This is a genomic window from Nonomuraea sp. NPDC050547 (assembly GCF_044457345.1).
In the GTDB taxonomy this organism is placed as follows: Bacteria; Actinomycetota; Actinomycetes; order Streptosporangiales; family Streptosporangiaceae; genus Nonomuraea.
Genome location: NZ_JBITGW010000026.1, coordinates 134279 through 156897, shown reverse-complemented (window position 1 = coordinate 156897; position 22619 = coordinate 134279). Strand labels below are relative to the sequence as shown.

The window sequence follows — 22619 nt, the reverse complement described above, 5'->3', positions numbered from 1 at the left end:
ACGGCGTGGGACTCAAAACTGGTGGACGATACTGGGATTGAACCAGTGACCTCTTCCGTGTCAGGGAAGCGCTCTCCCGCTGAGCTAATCGTCCCGGGTATTCAACTGGAGGTGGAGACGGGATTTGAACCCGTGTGGACGGCTTTGCAGGCCGCTGCCTCGCCTCTCGGCCACTCCACCGAGCCGGAAGCTCCGAGCGGAAGACGGGATTTGAACCCGCGACCCTCACCTTGGCAAGGTGATGCTCTACCACTGAGCCACTTCCGCGTCCGCCGCGATCGGCGGCGACGAGAGAACTGTAGCGAATCTTCCCCCTCTCCCCCAACTCAGTTCTTCGCCCTGGCCCGGAAGGCGGCCGTCTTCACCCGGTTCTGGCACGCGGTCGAGCAGAAGCGCTTGGTGCCGTTGCGGGAGACGTCCACGTAGACGCGGTCGCAGGCGGGCGCCGTGCACACGCCGAGCCGGTCGGCGAACTCGCTGCCCAGCACGATCGCCAGCGCCGTCGAGCAACTGGCGCCCCAGTCGCCGGCCACGGTGCCGCCGGGGCCGTGGAAGTGCAGGTGCCACGGCTCGCCGTCGTGGCGGTCGAGGCGGGGACGGGCGTTGTGGTCGTCGAGCAGGCGGTTGAGCCGGGCGGCGGCGGTGTCGTTGTCCTCGGCGGCCACGGCTTCGAAGACCGCGCGCAGCCGTACGGCCACGCCCGCCAGTTCCTCCGCCTCCGGGGTGGTGAACGGCCGGTGCGCCGGATAGATCTCGCGCGCGCCGGCCGTGGCGGCCTCGTCGAGAACGGCGGGTGTGAAGGGACGCCCGCGCCGCATGCCGGGCGTCAGCGCGTTGACGAAGCTCACCGTCACCCGCGTGACACTGTCCGTGTGACTGTTGAAGTTCACTTGACCGGTTACAACCTCTCAGCTAGCTTGTGACTATCCAAAGTGTAGACGACAGTTACAAGGAGCCGGTTGTGCTTACCTATGACGCCGCCCGTCAGTGGATCGACCGCTGGGACCTGCAGCAGGCCGGATATCTGCCCGACCGCGAGGAGCGTTTCACCGCGCTGATCGACGCCGTTGAGTCCCTCGGCCGCCCCGACCCCCTTGTGCTGGACCTCGGCTGCGGTCCCGGATCGCTCTCGGCCCGCCTGCTTGAGCGCCTGCCCAAGGCCACGGTGATCTCCATCGACGCCGACCCGCTCCTGCTGGGCCTGGGCCGCGCCGCGTACCCGCGACTGACCTTCGTCTCCCGGGACCTGCGGGTCCGGGGCTGGAGCGAAGGACTCGGCCTTGACCGCCCCGTGGACGCCGCGGTCAGCACGACCGCCCTGCACTGGATCACCGGCTCCGAACTGGCCGGCGTCTATGCCGAGGTGCACCGGGCACTGCGGCCCGGCGGCGTGCTCCTCAACGGCGACCACCTCAACACCGACGACGCCAGCCCCGCCCTGGCCGAGCTCGAGCGCGCGATCCACGAGAAGGAGACCGAGCGCCGCTTCCGCGAGAACCGGCCCGAGGACTGGCAGGAGTGGTGGAAGGCCGTCGTCGCCGACCCCGATCTGGCCGAGCTCAACACCGCCCGCCACGACCAGGGCACCACGCACAACGGGGAGGAGTCCGAGCTCCTGTCCACGCACGAGCGGGCGCTGCGCACGGCCGGGTTCGCCGAGGTCGGCACGCTGTGGCAGCGCGGCAACAACCGGCTCGTGTGCGCCGTGAAGAGCCGCGATGCTTAGACCGGGGCCGAAACGTCGGTGGGTTAGCGTCGCATCATGGCCGCAGAACATCTCACCCGAGACGCCGACATCGCACCGGTCGCCGCGCTCATCGCCGACCCGACCAGGGCCGCCATGCTCAACGCGCTGCTCGACGGCCGAGCCCTGGCGGCCGGGGAACTGGCCAGGCTGGCCGGAGTGAGCGCCGCCACCGCCAGTTCCCATCTGGCCAAGCTGCTGGAGGGCCGCCTCGTGGAGGTGGTCAGCCAGGGCCGCCACCGCTACTACCGCCTGGCCGGGCACGACGTGGCCGAGGTCCTGGAGGTGCTGGCCCGGGTCAGCGCGCGGCCCGCCGTACGGTCGCTGCGGCAGTCGCGCCAGGCGCGGCTGCTGGAAGAGGCCCGCACGTGCTACGACCACCTGGCCGGACGGGCGGGCGTGGCGCTGCTGGACCGGCTGCGCGCCGACGGGCACCTCGACGGCGGCGAGCTCACCGCGGCGGGGGAGCGGGCGCTCAAGCTGATCGGCGTGGACGTGGACGCGGTGCGCAGGACACGCAGGAGGTTCGCGCCCGACTGCCTCGACTGGACGGAACGGCGGGCCCACCTGGGCGGAGCGCTCGGCGCCGCGCTGACCGATGTGCTGTTCGAGCGGGGCTGGATCGTCCGCGGGAACATCCCCCGCGCGGTGACCGTGACAGAAGAGGGCAGAAGGGAGTTGTTCGATGGTAAGGAGCTAACATCACATACGCCGGTTACCCAACACCCTTAAACGAGAGAGTGGCAGCATGCGCGACAACGTAGTCGTGAACGTCGGTCCCGAGCCGCTGAGCTTCGAGGACGTCATCCGTGTGGCCCGTGGCGGCGCCGCCGTACGCCTGACCGACGACGCGATCGCGGCGATCTCCGCGGCCCGCCAGCGCGTGGACGAGCTCGCCGAGAGCCCGACGCCCGCCTACGGTGTGTCAACCGGGTTCGGCGCGCTGGCCACGCGGCACATCGATCCCGCGCTGCGCGCGCAGCTGCAGCGCTCGCTCGTGCGCTCGCACGCCGCGGGCAGCGGTCCCGAGGTCGAGACGGAGGTCGTGCGGGCGCTCATGCTGCTGCGCCTGCACACGCTGGCCACCGGCCACACCGGCATCCGCCCGATGACGGCCAAGACGCTCGCCGCGCTGCTGAGCGCGGGGATCACGCCGGTGGTGCACGAGTTCGGCTCGCTGGGGTGCTCGGGCGACCTGGCGCCGCTGGCCCATGTGGCGCTGACGTTGATGGGCGAAGGCGTCGTACGCGACTCCTCCGGCACCCTCACCCAGGCGGCCGAGGCGCTCAAGCAGGCCGGCATCGAACCGGTCGAACTGGCCGCCAAGGAGGGCCTGGCCCTCATCAACGGCACCGACGGCATGCTCGGCATGCTCGTCCTGGCCATCGACGACCTGTCCAGGCTGCTGAAGACCGCCGACCTGAGCGCGGCCATGAGCGTGGAGGCGCTGCTCGGCACCGATCGCGTCTTCGCCCCCGAGCTGCAGGCCCTGCGCCCGCAGCCCGGCCAGGCGCTCGCCGCCGCCAACATGGTCAGAATCCTGGCCGGCTCCGGCGTCATGGCCAGCCACCGCGACCCCGAGAACTGCGCCCGCGTCCAGGACGCCTACTCCCTGCGCTGCGCCCCGCAGGTCGCCGGCGCCGCCCGCGACACCGTCGCGCACGCCGCCAACGTCGCCGGCTGGGAGCTGGCCAGCGCCGTCGACAACCCGGCCGTGCTCGACGACGGCCGCGTGGAGTCCAACGGCAACTTCCACGGCGCCCCCGTCGCCTACGCGCTCGACTTCCTCGCCATCGTCGCCGCCGACGTGGCCTCCATGTCCGAGCGCCGCACCGACCGCTTCCTCGACGTGGCCCGCAACCACGGCCTGCCCGCCTTCCTCGCCGACGACCCCGGCGTGGACTCCGGCCACATGATCGCCCAGTACACGCAGGCCGCCATCGTCTCCGAGATGAAGCGCCTGGCCGTCCCGGCCAGCGTCGACTCGATCCCGAGCTCGGCCATGCAGGAGGACCACGTCTCCATGGGCTGGTCGGCCGCGCGCAAGCTGCGCAAGTCGGTGGATGGCCTGACGCGGGTCCTGGCCATCGAGATCCTCACCGCCGCCCGCGCCCTCGACCTGCGCGCCCCGCTGACGCCCGCCCCCGCGACCGGCGCCGTGGTGTCCGCACTGCGCGAGGCGGTCCCCGGCCCCGGCCCGGACCGCTTCCTCGCCCCGGAGATCGAGTCCACCGTCCGCCTCGTCGCCGACGGCACCCTGCTCTCCGCCGCCGAGGTGGTCACGGGTCCTCTCTCTTAGGGCCGCCCGTTGTGGCTCTCCTTGAGAGCCCTCCGTCCGTTACGGCTCTCTTGGAGAGCCCCTATCCGTTACGGCGAAGCCGCAGCCACCCCCACCCGCCGCACGTGGATCCCTCCGTCCAGGGAGACGCTCGTCCGGCGGGGGTGGCCGGCCGCCGTGACGAGCGCCCCGCCGGCCGCCCGGCGCTGGGTCAGGAGGGCAGCGCCACGATCGCGTCCACCTCCAGCACCAGCCCCGGCATGAACAGCCGGGACACCTCCACCGACGTGCTGGCCGGAGGCGTGCCCGTGATGTAGCGCTTGCGCACCTCCCGGTAGGCGGGAGCCTGCGCCATGTCCGTCAGGTACGACCGGATGAACGCGATGTCCCCGAACCCCGCCCCCTGATCGGCCAGAATCCGCTCCAGGCACGCGAACACATGCTCGGCCTGCGCCGCCATGTCCCCGGGCGCCACCACGTTCCCGTCGGCGTCGAAGGCGGCCTGCCCCGAGATGTACAACGTGTCCCCGGTCCGCACCGCGTGCGAGTACATGCCGTTCGTGGCGGGCACGGTCGCCGGGTTGACCGGCGTGACCCGGGACGGACGGCCCGCGCCGACGTGCCGCGCGATCGCGGTCACGTCCTGGTCGCCGAGACCGGCCGCCTCGGCCGCGCGCAGGCGCAGGCGGGCGGCGGTGGCCAGCGTTCCGCCCTCCCACGCGGCCAGTTCCAGGTCCTTGGCGGCCAGTCCGAGCGCGAAACGGGTTTCCGCCGCGGGATCGCGCAGGCGTTCCGACAGGCCGCCTAGCGGGGTGCCCGCCAAAACGTCCAGCACCGCCTCGCGGGGGACGCCGTGCGCCTCGCCGTACGCGAGAGACTCGGCGACGAGCACCTGCGCGGGCAGGAACGCGCTCATGACGGCGAGTTTCAGCGCCGCCCCCGACCCCAGCGGCCCGCACTCGCGCACGGTCCCGAAGACGGACAGCACCTCGCGCACCGGCGCCACCGCGCCGCCCGCCAGCACCGTCAGCGTGCCGTCGGTGGCGGGTCCCACGCTGCCGAGCACGGGCGCGTCCACCAGCCCGACCGAGGACGGCAGCAGCTCGCGCACCCGCGTGACGGCCGGCGGCCCGATCGTGGACATCTCGATCACGATCGCGTCCGGCCGCAGCCCCGGCAGGGCCGACTCCAGCACGTCGAGCACGGCGGGCCCGTCGCGCAGCATCGTGATGACGACCGAGGCGCCCTCGACGGCCCGCTCCACCGGCGTACCGGTCCCGCGCCGCCACGTGGTCACCTCGTGCCCGGCCGCCTCAAGCCGCCGGGCCATGGGGACGCCCATGCGCCCCTGTCCAAGAAAAGCAATCATGTTCCCCTTTATAGGAGAGATGCGAGCCATTCCACCACCGACTACATTGCATACCAGCCATGCTTGAGACGAATGACTTGCGACTGTTCGACGAGGTAGCCCGCTCCGGCTCCTTCACCGCCGCCGCCGAACTGCTCGGATACACCCAGTCCGCGGTCTCGCGCCGCATCGCCGCGCTGGAGCGCGAGGCGGGCGGCGCGCTGTTCGAGCGCCGCGCCCGGGGTGTACGGCTGACGCCCGCCGGCCACGCCCTGCACCGCCACACCCTCGCCGTCCTGGAGCGCCTGGACCAGGCGGGGGAGGAGCTGGCCGCCATCCACGCCGGGGGCGGCGGCAGGCTGCGCGTGGGGGCGTTCGCGACCGCCAACGTCGAACTGGTGCCCGCCGCGCTCCAGCGCTTCGCCGACCGGAGGCCGGCCGTCGAGGTACGGCTCGCGGAAGGGCTCAGCCCCCGCCTGGTCGAGCGCCTGGAAGCCGGTGAGCTCGACGTCGCCGTGATCAGCGACTACCCGGCCGGGCTGCCCACGGGCGGCCACACGGTGCCGCTGGGGGAGGACCGGCTGCTGGTGGCGCTCCCCGAAGGCCACCCCCTCGCCGCGCGTACCACCGTCGACCTGGCCGACCTGCGCGAGGAGACCTGGATCGAGGCCGCGCCGAGCGGTCAGCCGACGCTGCTCGTGACCGCCTGCGCCGCGGCCGGGTTCGTACCGCGCGGCGGCCTGCGCGTGGCCGAATGGTCGGGCAAGTTCGGCTTCGTCGCCGCCGGGCTGGGCGTCACGCTCGTGCCGGAGCTGGCGGCGCGGGCCGTACCGCGGGGAGTCGTGCTCCGCCCGCTCGGCGCCGCCGTCCCGGCCAGGCGTTACTACGCGGCGCTCCCCGGCGTCCCGTTGCCCGCCGCCCTGGCCTTCGTGGACTTGCTGTGCGAGGTGGCATCACGCACTGGGACAATGGCCGCGTGTACGACAGCTTCGCCTATGTCGGCGGGCGGCTCGCCACCGGCCTGCGCGACCTGACCACGGACCTGGCCGCCCTCGACGGCGAGGGCTGGTGGGCCGTGGTCGTCGACTACGAGGGCAAGGTCAGCTGCGCCCGCTTCGACCAGGTACGCCCCGCCCCGCTGCCCCCGGCCGGACCCTGGCACGGCCCCGGCGCCCGCCAGTGGCGCAGTTCCCTCGACCAGGCCGCCTACGAGCGCGGCGTCCAGGCCATCCGCGAGCACATCCGCCGGGGCGAGGTGTACCAGGCCAACCTCACCCGCGTCCTGACCGCGCCCCTGCCGCCGGAGGCCGACCCGCTCGCCCTGGCCCACCGCCTGGCCGAGCGCAACCCCGCCGCGTACGCCGCGGTGATCAGCCTGCCCGGCCGCGCCGTGGTCTCCGCCTCGCCCGAGCTGTACCTCTCGCGCGACGGCGCCGTCGTCGAGTCCCGCCCCATCAAGGGCACCGGAGCTACCGAGGCCGACCTGCTCGACAAGGACTACTCCGAGAACGTCATGATCGTCGACCTGGTCCGCAACGACCTCGGCCGGGTGGCGGCGGTCGGCTCGGTGCAGGTTCCCGCGCTGTGCGTGCCCGAGGCCTACCCGGGCTCGGTGCACCTGGTCTCGACCGTCCGCGCCCGGCTGGACCCCGGCAAGGGATGGCCCGAGCTGTTCGCGGCCACGTTCCCGCCCGGCTCGATCACCGGCGCCCCCAAGTCCTCGGCCCTGCGCATCATCAATGAACTCGAACCCGAGCCCCGCGGGCCGTACTGTGGGGCCGTGGGCTGGGTCGACGCCGACCGCGGCACGGCCGCGCTGGCCGTGGGCATCCGTACCTTCTGGATCTCCGGCCAGGAGATCCGGTTCGGCACCGGCGCGGGCATCACCTGGGGCAGCGACCCCCGGCGTGAATGGCAGGAGACCGAGCTGAAAGCATCCAGGCTCATCGCACTCGCATCTCGCTTTGGAGGAGATAGATGACAGTCCCTGTCTGGGTCAACGGGGAGATCCTCGACCCCGCCCGAGCGAGCGTCTCGGTCTTCGACCACGGTCTCATGGTCGGCGACGGCGTCTTCGAGACCATCAAGATCGTCAACGGCGTCTCGTTCGCGCTCACCCGCCACCTCGACCGGCTCCGGCTCTCGGCACGGCGCATGGACCTGCCCGAGCCCGACACCGACGCCATCGCCGACGGCATCGGCAAGCTCCTGGCCGTCGCCCCCGCGTGGCCGCTCGGCCGCATCCGCGTCACCTACACCAGCGGCCCCGGCCCGCTCGGCTCCGACCGCGGCGACCAGGGCGGCACCTCCGTCGTGATCGTGGACGAGCAGAAGCCCTTCCCCGGCACCGCCGCCGTCACCGTCGTGCCGTGGCCGCGCAACGAGCGCGGCGCGCTGTCCGGCGTCAAGTCCACCTCCTACGGCGACAACGCCAAGGCCCTGGCCTACGCCAAGGCGCGCGGCGGCGGCGAGGCGATCTTCGGCAACCTCGCCGGGAACCTGTGCGAGGGCACCGGCTCCAACATCTTCATCGTCAGGGACGGTCGCCTGATCACCCCCACCCTGGAGGCCGGGCCGCTGGCCGGAGTCACGCGGGCGCTGGTCGTCGAGTGGTGCGGCGCCGAGGAGGCCGACGTGCCGCTGCGGGCCCTCTACGAGGCCGAGGAGGCGTTCCTCACCTCCACCACGCGCGACGTGCAGCCCATCAAGCTGGTCGACCAGACCACGCTGCCGGTCGCGCCGGGACCGATCACCGCCAAGGCGATGCGGGTCTTCGCCGAGCGCTCTGCCGCCGATCTCGACCCGTGAGCTAGTCTCGTGCCCCGCATACCGATCATGTGAGGCATCGTGGACATCGGCCCGTACCGCATTCTCCGCGAGCTCGGCCGAGGCGGTCAGGGCACCGTCTACCTGGGCCGGGACGACCGCGGCGAGCTCGCCGCGGTCAAGGTCGTCCACGGGTTCGACCGTGCCTTCGACCGCGAGCTCGCCGCCGCCCGCCAGGTGGCCGAGTTCTGTACGGCCCGCGTCCTGCGTGCCGACCTGGACCACAACCCGCCCTACGTGGCCAGCGAGTTCATCGACGGGCCCGCGCTGCACCAGGTGGCGCCGCTGCGCGGGGCGGCGCTGACCCGGCTGGCCATCGGCACCGCCACCGCGCTGACCGCCATCCACCGGGCCGGAGTCGTGCACCGGGACTTCAAGCCGGGCAACGTCCTCATGGGCCCGGACGGCCCGCGGGTGATCGACTTCGGCATCGCGCGGCTGGTGGACCTGTCCCAGTCGCAGGGCGCCGCCGGGACGCCGCCCTACATGGCGCCGGAGCAGTTCGCGGGCGGGCAGGTCGGGCCCGCCGCGGACGTGTTCGCGTGGGGCGCGACCATGGTGTTCGCCGCCTCCGGACGGCCGCCGTTCGGCTCCGACACCCTCGCCGCCGTCGCCTACCGCATCATCCACGCCGACCCCGACCTGGGCGAGCTGCCCGAGCCGCTGCGGACGATCGTGGCCCGCTGCCTCGCCAAGAACCCCGCCGCCCGGCCCGCCGCCCGCGACCTGCTGCTGAACCTGCTGGGCGAGCGCGCGCCCGCACAGCCGGACGCCGCCCTGCGGCAGGGCGTCGCCGCCGCCCAGCCCGCGAGCCGGCCCACGCCGGGCTTTTCTGGTGCCGTGCCGGGCGCCCAGGGCGCCATGGCGGGGACGCCGGGCGCTTCGGGTGCGGTGCCGGGGGCGTCCACGGCGCCGGGTTCCGGGGGCGGGGCCGTACCCACGGACGGGGCGCCAGGGCAGGCCCGCGCGGGAGGAGTGTCGCGGCGGGCGGCGCTCGCGGGGGGCGTGGCGGTGCTGGCCGCGGCGACCACCGGCGTGGTGCTGTGGCGCGGCGGCCTCGGCAGGGGCACCGGCACGCGCGCGGACCCCACCGTCGACAGCACGCCGACCGCCACCCCCACCACCTCACCCACCCTGAGCAGCACCCCTGGCGGCACTCCGAGCGGCACCCCCAGCGCGGCCGTCCCGCCCGCGGCCGGGCAGCTCGCCGACATCATGGAGAGCGCGGTCGGGCTGGCGCCGATGGCCGACTTCACCCTCGACGCCCGCATCACCCAGGGCACCTGGCACACCACCGCCACCGGCCGCCTGGCCTACGACCCGCAGATCTCCGACGTCCGCATGGACGCGCGGGTCACCGCCGAGCACGTCGAGCCCGCGCTGACCGGGCGCGTGCTGATGGCCGGGCAGGACTACGTCGGCGGCAAGCTCGTCACCGACCAGGCCAAGACCCCGATCATGCTGTACGCCCGGTTCGTGCACGCGGTCGCCTCGATCGCCAACGTGGCCGACCTGGCCAGGCTCACCTCGGGCGTGCAGTCGGAGGGCCGGACCTACACCGGCTCGCTGCCCACCACCAAGGGCCCGGAGTCGCTCTGGCGGCAGATCAGCGCCATCAACAACGACGAGATCCCCGAGGCGCAGCTCGCCAAGACCACGCTCTCCTGGGTGCTCAAGCTGGACGAGCACAACCGGCCGCGCTCGCTGCGGCTGTCCTGGCACATGCTGCTCGACCAGGGCGCCCGGCTGACCTCCCCGTTCGACGTCACCTACAAGGGGTGGCGCGACGGGGAGATCAGCGAGCCCGGCTAGTACGACTTCTGCGTCTGGACGTTGAAGTCGTCCATCTTGACCTGCTTGGCCGGGTCGGTCAGCGGGTCGTCGATCTGGATGACGTCCAGGCCCTTGAGGATGTCGCTGGAGTAGATGTAGCCGTTGTAGTAGTACGCCGACCAGGAGCCGGCGATCGAGTGGTCGCCGCCGGCCGGGCCGCGGTCGAAGAATCCGACCTCGCGCGGGCTGTTGGAGTCGGTGAAGTCCCAGACCGAGACGCCGCCCTGGTACCAGGCCTGGACCATCACGTCCTTGCCCTCGATCGGCAGCAGCGAGCCGTTGTGGGCGACGCAGTTCTCGTTCGACGTCTGCTCGCGCGGCATCTTGAAGTAGCCGCGGCGTTCGAGCTTGCCGTCCACGATGTCGTAGATGGCGTTGGCGCCCTTCGTCTTGGGCGTCTTGCTGTCGCAGGTCGCCATCCCGCCGCCGCCGAGCTCGTCGCTGAAGACGACCTTGGTGGCGTCGTTGTTGAACGTGGCCGAGTGCCAGATCTGGAAGTTCTCGGTGTCGCGTACCTGCTGCAGGACCTTGGGCTTGACCGGGTCGGCGATGTCCAGCAGGACGCCGTCGCCGAAGCAGGCCGCGGCGGCGAGGTTCTTCTCGGGGTAGGCGGTGATGTCGTGGCAGCCGGCGGCGAACATGCCTTCGCCCTGGCCATCAGGGAAGATATTCGGCTTTGCCACGATTTTTGCGGACTTCGGGTTCTTTACTGGGATCTCTACGATCTGGATGAGTTCGTGGGGCGGCGGGCAGGTCTTCGAGTCCGGCTCGGGGCCGGGGGAGGAGACGTACACGTACAAGGTGTCGGGGTTCTTGCCCGGGACCATCGTGTGGGTGTGCGAGCCGCAGTCGGTGCGCACCGCTGAGACGTACGTGGGGTTCTTCTTGTCGCTGATGTCGAAGATGCGCAGGCCTTCCCAGCCGCCCGACGCCGGCCCGGTGCCCTGCCCCGAGTCGCACTTCTCGCCGCCGCGTGGCTCGTCGATCGACAGGATCAGCAGGTCGCCGTAGACGGAGACGTCGTTCTGCTGCGCCGGGCAGGAGACCTGGCTGACCGGCTTCGGCTGCGCGGGGTCGCTGATGTCGAAGATCGAGAACCCGCCGAAGTTGCCCACGAACGCGTAGTTCCCCTGGAAGGCCAGGTCGGAGTTCCAGCTCATCGGACCGTCGAGCGGAGCCGTCCGCGGCATGTTGGCGACCAGCTTCACGTTGTCGCTGGTCGTCACGTCGGCCATGGTCTTCGCCGAGGGCGACGCGCTCGACGGCGCCTTGCTCGCCGCACTCGGACCGGGCCTGGCGGCCGGTGCCCCGGCGCAGGCCGCCACCAGCATGACAGCCGCGCCGACCACCGCCGCTCGTAGCTTCGCAGGGATCACGCGTGCACTCCTTCAATGTCGTGGCCCAGTATGGAAGCTATGTCAGTACAGTTCCGGCCGCGTCTTCTCTTCATCACAGTTCTGCTGACATTCGCCCTGGCCGCCTGCGCGACGGAGAGCGCCGGACCCTCTCCCGTCGGCACCGACGCGCCCGTCCTGGTCCCGCACGCCCCGGGATCTCCCGCGCGTACGGCCACGCCCGGCGAACGCCTCCCGCAGCCGGAGCAGCAGCCGTCCGCGGCCGACGTGCGATTCGCCGAAGGCATGATCCCGCACCACCGCCAGGCCCTGGAGATGGCCGGTCTGGTCGCCGAACGCACCCGCACCCCCTCCATCCGCCGCATCGCCGATCAGATCACGCTGACGCAGGAACCCGAGATCCGCATCATGTCCGGCTGGCTGTCGGCGCTGGGCCGGGCCGTACCCCGGACTCACGGCCACCCCACGGGACAGCCCGCGAACGGCATGGCCACCCTCACCGAGATGAACGCCCTGCGCGCGGCCCGCGACGGCCCGTTCGACCGCATGTTCCTGCGCCTCATGATCAGGCACCACGAGGGCGCCCTGACGATGGCCGACGCCGCCCTGCGCGAGGGTACCGACCAGCGTATGCGGATGCTGGCCAGAGACGTGTCCGCGGGCCAGAGCATCGAGATCGCCCGTATGCGCGAGGCCTTGAGGTCATTACCTGCTCTTTAGGTTTCTGCCCTTAGGCTTCAACCATGGCAATCTGGCGCACTTCCGACGGGATGCAGGTGGAGGCGGTCGTAGTCGACGATCAGCCCGTCCTGCGCGTGTCGCGGCGCGTCGAGGACAAGCTGTACTTCCGCGGCTACGTGGCCAGTGTGGACGATCTCCACAAACACGGTGTGGACCTGGCCGACCTCACCGAACACCCCGCCGCCTGACCTCTGGCGGAGCGCGGGCCCTTGCTGGTTAAGTGGTTGGCCGCGCGTCCGATCGCCAGGAGGCCCCCACGATGTCCCAGGTTCCGCGCACGCGGGTCGCCCTCGCCGCCGCCGCGCTCGTGCTGGGCGTCGTCGCCGTGGTGTTCTTCCTGCGTTCCGGGACGTCCGCGAACATCGGCCAGGCCGTCACGGACGGCGGCTTCACGATGACCGTGACCAAAGTGGAGCGGCTCGACCGGATCGGCGGCGAAAGCCTCGGAAAGACCGCGCGGGGGCGGTTCGTCGTCGTCCACCTGTCGGTGAAGAACACCGGCACCCGGGCGCAGGCGTTCATCAGCGACTCCCAGAAGCTGCTGGCCGGCGGCGCCGAGTACCAGGCCGACCCGGGCGCCGCCGTCTACGTGGACGGAGCGGACTCGAAGCTCCTCTACGAGAAGATCAAGCCCGGTGACACGATCGCCGGCGCGCTCGTCTTCGACGTCCCCAAGGACGCCCTGCCGGGCAGCGTCGAACTGCACGAGCGGGCGTCGTCCGGCGGCGCCGAGGTGAACCTCCAGCCCCAATAGCCACTGCCACGGGCCTTCAGACAGTCCCCGGGCCCGGACCTTCGGGCGGTCCTCAGCCCGGATCGCCTGCGGTTGCGGGCGCAGGGATGGCCCCGCGAGGAGTCCCTCGCGGGGCGGTTGACGCGGACGATGTTCGCCGCCAGGCGCGGCCTAGTGGTTGTTGTGGTGTTTGTCCTTGCACCACTTCTTGATCCAGCGGTGGTGCTTCCAGCAGTACCAGCACTTGCGGTCGTGCTTGTCCCACCGCCACTTGCACTTGGGCTTCGCCGCCGACGTCGAGAGCTGCGTGGTGGACGCCACCGAGCAGCTGGTCTTCGTCTGGGTCGACGCGCTTGCGGCCTGCGAGGTGACCGTTCCGGTGACCGCGAACACGGACGCCGCGATCGCGGTGCCGACGAGAATGCGCTTGAGCATCAGAGATCCATCCCTGATTTGAGGCCCAGCAGATGTCTGGGCAGGTGGATGGCGCCGAATTCCGGTCAACAGGACACACGAGAACGGCGCTAACGGAACGTATCCGACGCTAACCGGCGACACCCCGCACGGTCACCCGCCAGGAAGCAAAGCCTTATTTCCGACATTTCACTATTTAGTCGGAAAGGCCCTTTTTTGCGGGATCTGTGGCTTGTATGAACTCTGTCTGAACAGGCATTTCATCGCCGATCCGACTCCCGGGGCCAGGTATCCAAGCACCCCGGCGCGCCCTTGTACCCCGATGTGACAAAAGCAATCACATCAAGTTCAACAAATGGTGGGAAAGCGCACCGGCCTTTCGGAAAAGCCAGGGCGCGGCTCTTTCTCATGCTCTCCAGTCCCGGCGCCGATCGCCGCGGACCGATTCTCCGGCCACCCCTGCGGATCGATCACAAGGGCGGTCCGGCGCCGGGCTCCTGGAAGGATGACGGCATGGATCGACAACTGCTGAGCGCCATCGCCCACCGTGACCACCCGATCGCCGCACCGATCTCGGAGTCCAGCCTCGACAGGCTGCTGCGCCGGGCGGCTTTGCCGGACCGGGCCAGAATTCTCGACCTGGGCTGTGGTGGGGGAGAGTGGTCGCTGCGGGCACTCGAACTGGCCCCGACGGCCGTGGCCGACGGCGTGGACATCTCACCGCACGCCGTGGCGGCCGCCGAGCGGGCCGCCGCCCGGCGAAACCTGTCGGGCCGCATGTCGCTGCACACGATGCCCGCCGCGGACTTCTCCGCCGCCGAGCCGTACGACCTGGTGCTCTGTGTGGGCTCGACGCACGCTTTCGGCGACCTGAAGCAGACGATGGAAGCGCTCGGGCGCTTCGTCCGCCCCGGCGGCCTGGCCCTGGTGGGCGAAGGCTTCTGGGACCGGCCCCCCGCACCGGAGATCCTCGAAGCCATCGGCCAGTACCCCGACCTGGCGGGCACCGTGGAGACGGCCGAATCCGACGGCTGGCTGACCGTCTACGCCCACGTGAGCGAGCCGGCCGAGTGGGACGAGTACGAGTGGTCATGGACCGGCACCCTGACCCGCTGGGCCGCGGCGACCTCCGGCCCCGACGCCGACCAGGCCCTGGCCGCCGCGAGAGAACACCGCGACCTGTGGCTCAACGGCTACCGGAACACGCTGGGCTTCGTCTCCCTGCTCCTCCAGCGCAGCTGACCAGGACACCAGGTCCTTGAATGCCGTGCCCATCGGCCTTCGCCCCAGTCCGCGAAGCGCCGGGCGAGCACGAAGCACGGCCGGCGCCAGGAACCCGACGAGGGACACCCTGCGCGTCACAAGCCGATCACCGGCTCGCCTCCCTCGTCCACGAGGCGGCTGATGCGATCCACGATGGTGTAGTTGAGCCCGAGCCGCCGCGACGGTGCTGCGTGGCTGACGTCGACGGTGACCACGGGGGCCACCCCGTCGATCCGGAAGAGGGCCTGCGTCGACCGCGAGGACAGCCGGATCTCCACGAGGTCGCCTGCCCACGAACGGGCGTACACGGTCCAGGGATCCAGTCCGTAGGCGATCATTTTGATGATCCAGGCGTGCTGGATCAGGGGTGGATCGTCGTCCGCGGGCATGCCCATCGACCCGTCGTCCGGAGCGGCGGCGCGGAGCGGGACGCCCTGCGCGGCGAGCGCGTCGCGCAGGGCGTCCCGTGAAGAGATCGAATAGCCGACGTCACACTCGACGGCGGCGCCGCCGGCCGGTATCACCGTGCATCGGCCGGCGTCGTCGTCGAGCCGGATCGAGGCGAACCTCAGGCTGTCCGCGGCGTTGGCCCGCTGCGTCGCGGCCAGGTCGTACGACAGCCGTAGATGTGCGACCAGCTCAGGCTGGTCTTCGGTCCGGGCGTCGATCCGCATGGGGAGGTTCCTCGGCTATCCGGGCATGGGCAGGAGTACGGCTCCGAACGATCGTTTCATCCACGGCGGGCACACCGTAATCCCCTCGCAGTACGCGGTGAGAACCCCCAGGGTGCCCTGATACTTGTTCGGCTCCGTGTTGAAGTCCACGATCGTCCTGGTGTCGCGGCTCTGCGTCACCCTGCAGGTCCGCCACCAGAGGAAGCCGCTGCACGTGTGCCGGTAGGCCGTGGCCTGATAGTGGTAGCGCGTCATGATGAACGGGTCGGGGACGATGCCGCGATGCGGGTGCTTCGTCATCTGATGAGCGGACAGGTAGTCCAGGTCATGCTTTTGCACGATCTTGACGTTGCCGAACCCCTCATCCCGGGATCGGTCCCAGTACCCCTTGCGGTAGTTGATCCGCTTGCCGTCCTTGCTCTGCCAGTTACCGAGCAGGGCGAACGCGTCGGCCGGCGGCGCAGCGGCGGTCACGACGTCGTTCACGGGCGCGCCGGTCTGCCGCCAAGCGGACCACGCGCCGGTCGCGACGCGAGCCCGCCAGTGCGCCTTGCCGGTGACCTTGCCGACCGGGATCCTCAGCCGCGCGACCGTGCCCGTCCGCACGGCGTCCGCCGTACCGGACCACAGGAGTGCCGCGCCGCTCTTGGCGGCGGACCTCACCTCGACCATGACACGGTACGGCCGGCGCGCCTCACCACCCACCTTGACCATCAAGGTGCGCCCGTCCGGACGGGTCCAGGCGCGGTCGACCGCGGGAGCGGCGGTCTTCACGGCGGCCTTCTTCGGAGGTTCCTCGCCGAACCTCCACGTGTGCGGGTTCATCGTGTTGCCCGCGGCGTCTCTCGCCCCGGACACCGTGACGGCCATGAGGGAGTCCATCCACGGTTCTGACGGGGTGAACGTCAGCACCGTACGCTCCGGGTTCAGCTGCGTGGCGCCGGGCACCTGGTCCTCGTACCACTCGTCCAGAACGCTGATCTGCGCATCGGTCACCGGCTCGCTGAACGTGACCGTGACGGGTGCGTCCGCCGGCACTCCTGTCGCCCCGGCGGGCGGGTTCACCGCGGTGACGGCAGGCGGTGTCGTGTCACCGGGGCCGGACGGCGACGGGTCCGGCCCGCCGGCCACGGTCACCTTGAGAACCGGGGGATGGGTCGCTTCCGAGGCGTCGAACCCGCGGTCGTACATCCCGGCGGTCACCGACTCGTCCGCCGCCCGCAGCAGTACGCCGTGGTCGGGCTGTCCCGATGCCCACGCCGCGGCGATGTCGGTCAGCCGCCAGATCCAGGGCACCGACTCCGCGGGGCAGGCGCCGGGGTCGGTGGCGCTGCTCTCCCCGGCGGTCGTGGCGGCCGGCTGATCGCCCCAATCGAGGGTCTCGGCCTGCCAGGCGCCGGTGACACGCTGGGCCTTGATCGCCCCGCCGCATCCGTAGGAGTCGTTGTTCCAGAGTTCGAGCCGGGCGTCGGTGACGGTCCGGCCGGCGAGCGCGGCGGTGTCGAACTTCAGGTACGTCCGCTCGGTGATCGAGACGTCACCATCGTCGTACTTGCCCGCCCACAGCGTCGTGTCGTCGTGGCCGGACGAGCCCGAATCGTCGATCCACGTGTCGGCCTGAAGCGGCAGGGCGATCGTCTGCTCGCCGGACGTCGGGGAGGGGGAGGGCGTCGGAGTGGGCGATGGGGTCGGGGTCACTTCCGGCCGCTCTCCATGCTGCACCTCGTAGTACCTGGGTGGCGCCTCCCAGTCACCGGTGAGCGGCCATTCGGTCGCCGGTTCCGCCACCACCGGCGACCGTGTCGCCTTTCCGGTCTGCGCGAACTCGGAGAGATCGTCCTCGCGCATGCCCGGCAGATTCATCAAGGAATGGAACTCGTACGGCGTGCCGTCGAGAGGAACCGACGCCTCGCCTTGATAGGTCGTGAGCTCGACCTGTTCGGGCCCGGGATGGGTGAACAGGATGAAGAGCACCGGCCCGATGGCGCCGCTTTCGGAGGAACGGTACATGCGCCAGTTGGTCGTGTCCGACTCATTGGCCGCACGCAGTTGGAAGCCGAAGTCGGCGGCACCGTCGGCCCACGATTGGACGATGTTCTCCACGGAGTAGTAGAGCTCGGCCTCCGAACAACCGGGCTCACCGGCGGCCGCGCCTTGAACGATCGCGCCGCTCGTGGTCGTCGAGGGCTGGTTCGACATGGTCAGCGTGCTCGGTGACCACGAACTCGTGATGCGACGCACCTGAATGCCCGACCCCACGGAGGAGCCACACGTGTTGGACCGGTAGTTCCACAGACGCAGGTCGGCGTTCAGAATCGTCGCCCCGCGCAGCGGCAGTCCCGCGTTGAACCGGATATAGCTTCTGGCGGTCTTGGAGCCGCTGCCGAACTTGCCCGCGTGAAGCCAGGTGGCCGAGGTCTGCGAGTTCGGATAGTCCGAACTGATCATGGTGTCCACCTTGAGCCCGGCGCCCACCCAGTCGGACATGCCGAGCGTCACGGGGTAGCTCACCGTGGAGTCGGTGAGAAAGCGCTGATCCGGCCGCAGGATCAGCGTGCTTCCCGCACGCGTCTGCCGGATCTCGACGGCGACCGCGGAGGTCGCACCGGAATCCGGTGAGTCGAGGGACCTGGCATCCCCCAGACGCAGGGGCGCGGACGTGGCCAGGGCCTTCCCATCGGCGCCGACCAGGTTGAGCCGCCCGCCGTCGGCCTGACGATACTTCTGGCCATGGGGCAGCTCGACCGGAATCGAGATCTCCAGCGCCTTGGCCGGTCTCGCGCGTAACACCAGCGCCTGGTTGAAACCGCTGGGTGTGGCGGTCAGGACCAGATCCCCGCCGGGAACCGCGTCGCGATACGTGGCCGTATCGCCGCTGACCACCGGAGCGGAAAGGGCCTGCGGCCATCTGATCGTACGGTTGGCCGTGCCGTCGGTGAATTCAACGAGAGGCCCCGTACCGCCGCCGGAGAAAGTCGTCTTGTTTCTGGCGGCCTTGGGCGTCAGCCGTCCGTTCTCCGCAGTCAGGTCGGTGTCGATCGGCACATAGTCCCGTCCTTTCTTGACACGGATCGGGCCGGCGTGCATCTCGACTCCGAAAGAGCCGTCCGGCATCGCGTAAAGCGTGGAGTCCTCACGTCTGGCCGAAACAACCTCGACCCGAGTGCCTTTCGCCTTGGCGGCCGCGACGGTGGCGGACAGGTCGCTCTGCGCGGGGGCTGGTGTGGGCTCCGCGCTGACCGAGCCACCGTTCACCAGGAATCCCGCGATGAGCACGGCTGCCAGGGTGAGTGCGCGGCGTTTGCCGGATAAGAAGGGTAAGCTCATGCGCTTGATCCTCCGGAGAATTCGGTGCGATTTTGCTGATGATCCATCGCACTATCTGCCGGAGGTGGGGCGAGGTCAAGGCTGGAAAAGTCGCCTTCCCGATACTCAGGGTGAGTTATGAAGGCATGTCCGCTGGCCGGCGGGCAATCTTTATCAAAGCATGGGTGTGACGTATATCACCATGTCAAATATGAGTGCTATTCAAAATGTAGTAAGAATGTAGAAGCCTCTTTCACTGATATGCGCCGGCCAATCGCGGCGCGAACTGTCCGCCGGTAACCTCGCGATCGAGGCCGACGACCAGATCGGCGTCACACGCACGCCCTCCTCACCGGAAGCCGCGGTGCATTGCCGCACCGGAGCCCCCGTCGCAGACCACGGCGCCGGGTTGCCGCACAGGCGTAGAAAGGGGCCGCGATGCGTGTGGCGTGTCAGCGTCCATTGCGCCGGCGGATGCCGGCCTCAGCCGGAGCGAGGCCTGAGGAGGTCGTCGCAAAGGGCGTTCACCAGGCGGCTGGGGACACTCGACCCGGTCAGGGCCCGATAGACGATCGGCCCGATCAGCGCGTCGATCGTGGCGTCGGGGCCGAGGCTGGGCGAGACCGTTCCGGCGTCGATCGCGCGCGCGAGCATGTCACGTTCCTGTTCACGGCGTGGACCGAGGTAGCGCTCGTGAAAGAGCTTGGCCGTAGCGGGATCGTGCTGTGCCTCGGCGATGAGGGCGAGCAGGACCTTGCCGGCCGGATCGCTGGTGACGAATCGCGCGAAGGCCCGCATGTAGCCACGGATGCCGTCCGCCGTGGGCGTGTCCGCGGGGATGGGCAGGCGCTTGCCGCTGTCCTCGATGAGCGTGTCAAGGAGAACCTCGACCTTCGAGGGCCACCAGCGGTAGATCGTCTGCTTGGCGACACCGGCACGACGCGCGATCGCCTCGACGGTCAGTGCGCCGAAGCCGTGCTCGGCGAGCAGGTCGTCCGCGGCGTGCAGTACTGCCAGGCGGGCGGCCTCGTCGCGTCGGCTACCTGAGCGCGTCCTGCGGGGCTGGGAGTTCGCGACGGGCATGCGGGACACGATACCCGTCCGGCGCTGCCGCGCATTTGTCTGGACGCAACGTTGCGTCTATGGTGACAGCTCCACGACGAAGGAGCCCATGTGTCCACCACGCCCGACCGCCAAGCCCTCATCCTCGGAGCCTCTCGAGGGTTGGGACTCGCCCTCGCCGGCGAGCTCACCCGGCGCGGCTGGCGCGTCACCGCCACGATGCGCCAGAGCACCGCCGAACTACGCGCGAGTGCCGAGGCCTCGAACGGCCGGCTGACCATCGAGTCGCTGGAGATGACCAGGACCGACCAGTTGGCCGCACTACGCGAGCGCCTGGCGGGCCGCCGGCTGGACCTGCTCTTCGTCAACGCCGCCATCGACCGAGGCGACCTGCCGATCAACGAGGTCCCGACCGGCATGTTCACCGAGGTGATGATCACCAACGCGTTGAGCCCGTTGCGGGCCCTCGAAACCCTCCGCGACCTCGTCGTACCCGGCGGAACCGTCGCCGTCATGTCATCCGAGCAGGGCAGCGTCTCGCGCAACACCGAGCCCGGCTACGAGCTCTACAAGGCCAGCAAGGCCGCCCTCAACCAGCTGATGCGCAGCTACGCCACCCGCCATGCCGACGACGGACAGACCAAACTCCTCATCGACCCCGGCCACAACCAGACCCGCTTGGGCGGCCCCGACGCGCCACTGACCGCTCAGGAGAGCATCCCAGCGGTCACCGATGTCCTCGAAGCACAGACCGGCATCCCGGGCCTGCGGTTCCTGGACCGCCACGGCAAGATCGTCCCGTGGTAGCGGTCAGTCCCGGCATCTCGCTCCGCTGGGATCCGCATGATCGCCTGGAACCCCTCCGCCTCAACGACGCATGACGAACCACAACAGCAGGCCACCGGCACTCCATCGATCGGGGGATCGAGCACCTGACGGCATCGCTGGACCGCGAGGGCGTTCGGCGCCCTTGGTGTGTTTTCGGGCCTCCGGTAACGTGGATTATGCGCGTTCCGCCAATACCGCCGAGGCATCGCCCGGCGGGGGAACGGGGCCATATGGCAGAGCAGAGCCTTCTCGCCGGAGCGTCGGCCGTAGGGGCCACGCTGACGCTTCTCGCGCCCCTCTGCCCGGCAACGGCCGGCGCCGGCACCACAGGGTCCGGCACGGCGGCACGTGGCACTGGGTGGTCCCGCGGTCGCCCTGCGCCCAGAAGGTGCTGGCGTCCTTCCCGGCCCACCCGGCCGCGTCCGACACCGGCTGTGTGGCAGGGCTTCGGTGGGAACCGTTCACGATCATCCCGAAGTGACGGGGAGGGCAGATGGCACGGTCACGCGCGAGTTTGCGCACCACGTCGGCCGCGGCGGCGACCGGAATCCTCTTCACCGGTCTGCTCACGGCGACACCGAGCGTGCGGGAAGCGACCGGCACGGTCGCCCGGACCGTGGGCGATGCCCGATTCGAGCCGGGCCCCTGCCCCAGGACGCCGGAGCCGGTCGCCGTTCTCGAAAGAGCTCGCTGTGGAACGCTCACCGTGCCCGAGAACCGCACCAAACCGGACAGTCGCCCGATCAAGCTCCGTGTCGCGATCGTGGCGGCGGCGGCCCGCAAGCCGGAACCCGACCCGATCGTGTGGCTGGCCGGCGGGCCCGGCGACGACGCCGTCGGCGAGGCGACGATGGCGGTCGACGGCGGCCTGAACCGCGACCGGGACGTGATCTTCATGTCTCAGCGGGGAACGTACTCGGCCGACCCCGTGCTCACCTGCCGCACCATCGACGAGTTCAACGCCCGCGCCGTCGGCCTGGTCTACGACGCCCCGGCCACCGGGCGCCGCCACGTCAAGGCGACCCGGAGCTGCCGCGACCAGCTGGCGGACCGCGGCGCCGACCTCGCCGCCTACAACGACATCGAGAGCGCCGCCGACTACGCCGACCTGCGCCGCACCCTGAACATCCCGCGATGGAACGTGTTCGGCATCTCCTACGGCACCCACCTGGCGCTCGTCTACATGCGTGACCACCCGGAGGGAATCCGCTCGGTCGGCATCGACGGCATCCTGCCACCGTCCACGGCAGGGTCGGCGCTGACCTGGAGCAGCGCCCGGCAGGGCTTCGACGGCCTGTTCAAGGCCTGCGCGGAACAGCCCGCCTGCGACCGCCGCTACCCGAACCTGTCCGCCACCTTCGACCGCCTGGTCCGCGATCTGGAGGCCAAGCCGGTCGCCACCGTCGTCACACCCCCCGGCAGCCCGAACCCCGTCAAGGTCGTTCTGGACGGCGGAGCGCTGGTCAACTGGCTGACCTCCGCCACCCACCTGGCCACCGGCGTCCCCCGCTCGCTCGACGAACTGGCCCACGGCGAACCGCGGCGCATCGCCGAGCAGTGGGCGGGCGGCAAGATCAGCCCGCAGGCCTTCGGCCGCACCTCCCACGGCCTGGCCTACGGCGTCTTCTGCAGCGAGTGGGTGCCGTACGAAACCGAGGCGGAAGCCATGCGGGCCGGCCGGGCGGCCTTCCCGGCGTTCCCCCGCTCGGTCCTGGCCCAGGCTCCTCAGCTCACCTTCCTCCGACCGGACTGCGCGGTCTGGGACGTCCCCGCCGCCCCGCGCTCGATCCGGGACGTCACCCGAAGCGACATCCCCACCCTCGCCCTGTCGGGCGGCTTCGACTCCCAGACCGGCGCCGCCAACGGCCCGTACGTGGCCCGCACCCTGCCCCGAGCCACCGTCGTCACGGTGCCGTACGAACCCCACGTGGTCTTCGCCACCTCGAAGTGCGCCCAATCCATCACCGCCTCCTTCTTCGACACCCCCACGGCCCCGATCACCGACTGCCTGAAGGACCTCAAGCCCCCGGAATTCGAGATCGCCCCCTGAGCCAACCTCAAATTCGTCCACTCACTCCGACCTGGAACGCTCTCTTCTGAGCACCTACTCGCGGGCTGTCGCGGCCTATCGGTGCGGTACGCGCCGCGCCGGCCGCGACCGCCGGAGGGACGCCCGCCGCCTACGACCCCGTCGCAGCACGACGAGAAGGTCAA

20 protein-coding genes and 3 tRNA genes are annotated in these 22619 nt (G+C 70.5%); 13 read left to right on the top strand and 10 right to left on the bottom strand.

The genetic code is table 11. From position 1 onward, the window contains the following. Positions 1-19: 19 nt before the first annotated feature. The 4 genes from ACIBHY_RS48105 to ACIBHY_RS48090 all read right to left on the bottom strand — a co-directional run bounded on the left by ACIBHY_RS48105 (position 20) and on the right by ACIBHY_RS48090 (position 854). A tRNA-Val gene (locus tag ACIBHY_RS48105) sits at positions 20-94 on the bottom strand. 12 nt (positions 95-106) lie between these two features. Continuing rightward, positions 107-180: transfer RNA gene (locus tag ACIBHY_RS48100), tRNA-Cys, on the bottom strand. Between the two features lie 15 nt (positions 181-195). After that, positions 196-267, bottom strand: a tRNA-Gly gene (locus ACIBHY_RS48095). Positions 268-326: 59 nt separating this feature from the next. Then, on the bottom strand, positions 327-854 hold the full coding sequence (locus ACIBHY_RS48090; RefSeq protein WP_397243657.1) for a CGNR zinc finger domain-containing protein: 528 nt from the start codon (positions 852-854) through the stop codon (positions 327-329). Positions 855-961: 107 nt separating this feature from the next. Here ACIBHY_RS48090 and ACIBHY_RS48085 point away from each other — a divergent pair, with 107 nt between their 5' ends. From ACIBHY_RS48085 to hutH, 3 genes are read left to right on the top strand one after another with little or no spacing between them, the layout of a single operon-like run. Beyond that, positions 962-1726: a methyltransferase domain-containing protein gene (locus tag ACIBHY_RS48085; protein WP_397243659.1), complete on the top strand. Its 765-nt coding sequence runs from the start codon at positions 962-964 to the stop codon at positions 1724-1726. Positions 1727-1762: 36 nt separating this feature from the next. Beyond that, on the top strand, positions 1763-2476 hold the full coding sequence (locus ACIBHY_RS48080) for an ArsR/SmtB family transcription factor (RefSeq protein ID WP_397243661.1): 714 nt from the start codon (positions 1763-1765) through the stop codon (positions 2474-2476). Positions 2477-2492: 16 nt separating this feature from the next. Beyond that, complete coding sequence (hutH, locus tag ACIBHY_RS48075) at positions 2493-4043, top strand: histidine ammonia-lyase (protein ID WP_397310284.1); 1551 nt, start codon at positions 2493-2495, stop codon at positions 4041-4043. Between the two features lie 190 nt (positions 4044-4233). On the opposite strand, the gene ACIBHY_RS48070 is transcribed toward hutH, so the two are convergent. Beyond that, complete coding sequence (locus tag ACIBHY_RS48070; protein ID WP_397243667.1) at positions 4234-5391, bottom strand: Rid family hydrolase; 1158 nt, start codon at positions 5389-5391, stop codon at positions 4234-4236. 59 nt (positions 5392-5450) lie between these two features. Between ACIBHY_RS48070 and ACIBHY_RS48065 the strand changes: the two genes are divergently transcribed. Genes ACIBHY_RS48065 through ACIBHY_RS48050 form a run of 4 tightly spaced genes read left to right on the top strand, consistent with a single transcriptional unit; the run spans position 5451 to position 10008 of the window. After that, entirely contained in the window at positions 5451-6404 is a 954-nt protein-coding gene (locus tag ACIBHY_RS48065) for a LysR family transcriptional regulator (protein ID WP_397243669.1), read from the top strand. After that, positions 6347-7351, top strand: coding sequence for a chorismate-binding protein (locus ACIBHY_RS48060; protein WP_397310283.1), 1005 nt, complete (start codon positions 6347-6349; stop codon positions 7349-7351). The genes ACIBHY_RS48065 and ACIBHY_RS48060 overlap by 58 nt, the downstream gene beginning before the upstream one ends. Continuing rightward, complete coding sequence (locus ACIBHY_RS48055) at positions 7348-8178, top strand: aminotransferase class IV (RefSeq protein WP_397243673.1); 831 nt, start codon at positions 7348-7350, stop codon at positions 8176-8178. The genes ACIBHY_RS48060 and ACIBHY_RS48055 overlap by 4 nt, the downstream gene beginning before the upstream one ends. A 39-nt stretch (positions 8179-8217) precedes the next feature. Further along, positions 8218-10008 carry a serine/threonine protein kinase gene (locus ACIBHY_RS48050; protein ID WP_397310282.1) on the top strand — a complete coding sequence of 597 codons (1791 nt, stop codon included), beginning with the start codon at positions 8218-8220 and terminating at the stop codon, positions 10006-10008. On the opposite strand, the gene ACIBHY_RS48045 is transcribed toward ACIBHY_RS48050, so the two are convergent. After that, positions 10005-11405, bottom strand: a complete 1401-nt coding sequence (locus tag ACIBHY_RS48045; protein ID WP_397310281.1) for an LVIVD repeat-containing protein — start codon at positions 11403-11405, stop codon at positions 10005-10007. The genes ACIBHY_RS48050 and ACIBHY_RS48045 overlap by 4 nt on opposite strands. A 39-nt stretch (positions 11406-11444) precedes the next feature. Between ACIBHY_RS48045 and ACIBHY_RS48040 the strand changes: the two genes are divergently transcribed. The 3 genes from ACIBHY_RS48040 (at position 11445) to ACIBHY_RS48030 (ending at position 12879) form a co-directional block, all read left to right on the top strand. After that, positions 11445-12104, top strand: a complete 660-nt coding sequence (locus ACIBHY_RS48040) for a DUF305 domain-containing protein (protein ID WP_397310280.1) — start codon at positions 11445-11447, stop codon at positions 12102-12104. A gap of 23 nt (positions 12105-12127) precedes the next feature. Next, positions 12128-12313 carry a hypothetical protein gene (locus tag ACIBHY_RS48035; protein ID WP_397243681.1) on the top strand — a complete coding sequence of 62 codons (186 nt, stop codon included), beginning with the start codon at positions 12128-12130 and terminating at the stop codon, positions 12311-12313. A gap of 71 nt (positions 12314-12384) precedes the next feature. Continuing rightward, on the top strand, positions 12385-12879 hold the full coding sequence (locus tag ACIBHY_RS48030) for a DUF4352 domain-containing protein (protein WP_397310279.1): 495 nt from the start codon (positions 12385-12387) through the stop codon (positions 12877-12879). Positions 12880-13029: 150 nt separating this feature from the next. Here the strand turns inward: ACIBHY_RS48030 and ACIBHY_RS48025 are convergent, their stop codons facing one another. After that, entirely contained in the window at positions 13030-13293 is a 264-nt protein-coding gene (locus ACIBHY_RS48025) for a hypothetical protein (protein ID WP_397243685.1), read from the bottom strand. 492 nt (positions 13294-13785) lie between these two features. Between ACIBHY_RS48025 and ACIBHY_RS48020 the strand changes: the two genes are divergently transcribed. Then, positions 13786-14514 carry an SAM-dependent methyltransferase gene (locus ACIBHY_RS48020; protein ID WP_397243687.1) on the top strand — a complete coding sequence of 243 codons (729 nt, stop codon included), beginning with the start codon at positions 13786-13788 and terminating at the stop codon, positions 14512-14514. Between the two features lie 116 nt (positions 14515-14630). Here ACIBHY_RS48020 and ACIBHY_RS48015 read toward each other — a convergent pair whose 3' ends face one another. The 3 genes from ACIBHY_RS48015 to ACIBHY_RS48005 all read right to left on the bottom strand — a co-directional run bounded on the left by ACIBHY_RS48015 (position 14631) and on the right by ACIBHY_RS48005 (position 19598). Further along, positions 14631-15209 carry a hypothetical protein gene (locus tag ACIBHY_RS48015; RefSeq protein ID WP_397310278.1) on the bottom strand — a complete coding sequence of 193 codons (579 nt, stop codon included), beginning with the start codon at positions 15207-15209 and terminating at the stop codon, positions 14631-14633. 15 nt (positions 15210-15224) lie between these two features. Beyond that, entirely contained in the window at positions 15225-18536 is a 3312-nt protein-coding gene (locus ACIBHY_RS48010; protein ID WP_397310277.1) for a DNRLRE domain-containing protein, read from the bottom strand. A 462-nt stretch (positions 18537-18998) separates the two neighbouring features. Further along, a complete protein-coding gene (locus ACIBHY_RS48005) occupies positions 18999-19598 on the bottom strand; it encodes a TetR/AcrR family transcriptional regulator (RefSeq protein WP_397243692.1) in 600 nt (199 codons plus the stop codon). Positions 19599-19688: 90 nt separating this feature from the next. On the opposite strand from ACIBHY_RS48005, the gene ACIBHY_RS48000 reads away from it, so the two are divergent. After that, positions 19689-20384 (top strand): SDR family NAD(P)-dependent oxidoreductase, encoded by a 696-nt coding sequence (locus tag ACIBHY_RS48000; RefSeq protein ID WP_397243694.1) that lies wholly within the window; start codon positions 19689-19691, stop codon positions 20382-20384. A gap of 514 nt (positions 20385-20898) precedes the next feature. Continuing rightward, positions 20899-22455: an alpha/beta fold hydrolase gene (locus ACIBHY_RS47995; protein ID WP_397310276.1), complete on the top strand. Its 1557-nt coding sequence runs from the start codon at positions 20899-20901 to the stop codon at positions 22453-22455. The last annotated feature ends 164 nt before the right edge of the window (positions 22456-22619 follow it).

Bases quoted from the DNA above. Each gene is read 5' to 3' on its own strand.
- hutH (WP_397310284.1), top strand. From the start codon at position 2,493: ATGCGCGACAACGTAGTCGTGAACGTCGGTCCCGAGCCGCTGAGCTTC.
- ACIBHY_RS47995 (WP_397310276.1), top strand. From the start codon at position 20,899: ATGGCACGGTCACGCGCGAGTTTGCGCACCACGTCGGCCGCGGCGGCG.
- ACIBHY_RS48005 (WP_397243692.1), bottom strand. From the start codon at position 19,598: ATGCCCGTCGCGAACTCCCAGCCCCGCAGGACGCGCTCAGGTAGCCGA.
- ACIBHY_RS48020 (WP_397243687.1), top strand. From the start codon at position 13,786: ATGGATCGACAACTGCTGAGCGCCATCGCCCACCGTGACCACCCGATC.
- ACIBHY_RS48010 (WP_397310277.1), bottom strand. From the start codon at position 18,536: ATGAGCTTACCCTTCTTATCCGGCAAACGCCGCGCACTCACCCTGGCA.
- ACIBHY_RS48040 (WP_397310280.1), top strand. From the start codon at position 11,445: ATGTCAGTACAGTTCCGGCCGCGTCTTCTCTTCATCACAGTTCTGCTG.
- ACIBHY_RS48065 (WP_397243669.1), top strand. From the start codon at position 5,451: ATGCTTGAGACGAATGACTTGCGACTGTTCGACGAGGTAGCCCGCTCC.
- ACIBHY_RS48080 (WP_397243661.1), top strand. From the start codon at position 1,763: ATGGCCGCAGAACATCTCACCCGAGACGCCGACATCGCACCGGTCGCC.
- ACIBHY_RS48035 (WP_397243681.1), top strand. From the start codon at position 12,128: ATGGCAATCTGGCGCACTTCCGACGGGATGCAGGTGGAGGCGGTCGTA.
- ACIBHY_RS48015 (WP_397310278.1), bottom strand. From the start codon at position 15,209: ATGCGGATCGACGCCCGGACCGAAGACCAGCCTGAGCTGGTCGCACAT.
- ACIBHY_RS48055 (WP_397243673.1), top strand. From the start codon at position 7,348: ATGACAGTCCCTGTCTGGGTCAACGGGGAGATCCTCGACCCCGCCCGA.
- ACIBHY_RS48030 (WP_397310279.1), top strand. From the start codon at position 12,385: ATGTCCCAGGTTCCGCGCACGCGGGTCGCCCTCGCCGCCGCCGCGCTC.
- ACIBHY_RS48070 (WP_397243667.1), bottom strand. From the start codon at position 5,391: ATGATTGCTTTTCTTGGACAGGGGCGCATGGGCGTCCCCATGGCCCGG.
- ACIBHY_RS48025 (WP_397243685.1), bottom strand. From the start codon at position 13,293: ATGCTCAAGCGCATTCTCGTCGGCACCGCGATCGCGGCGTCCGTGTTC.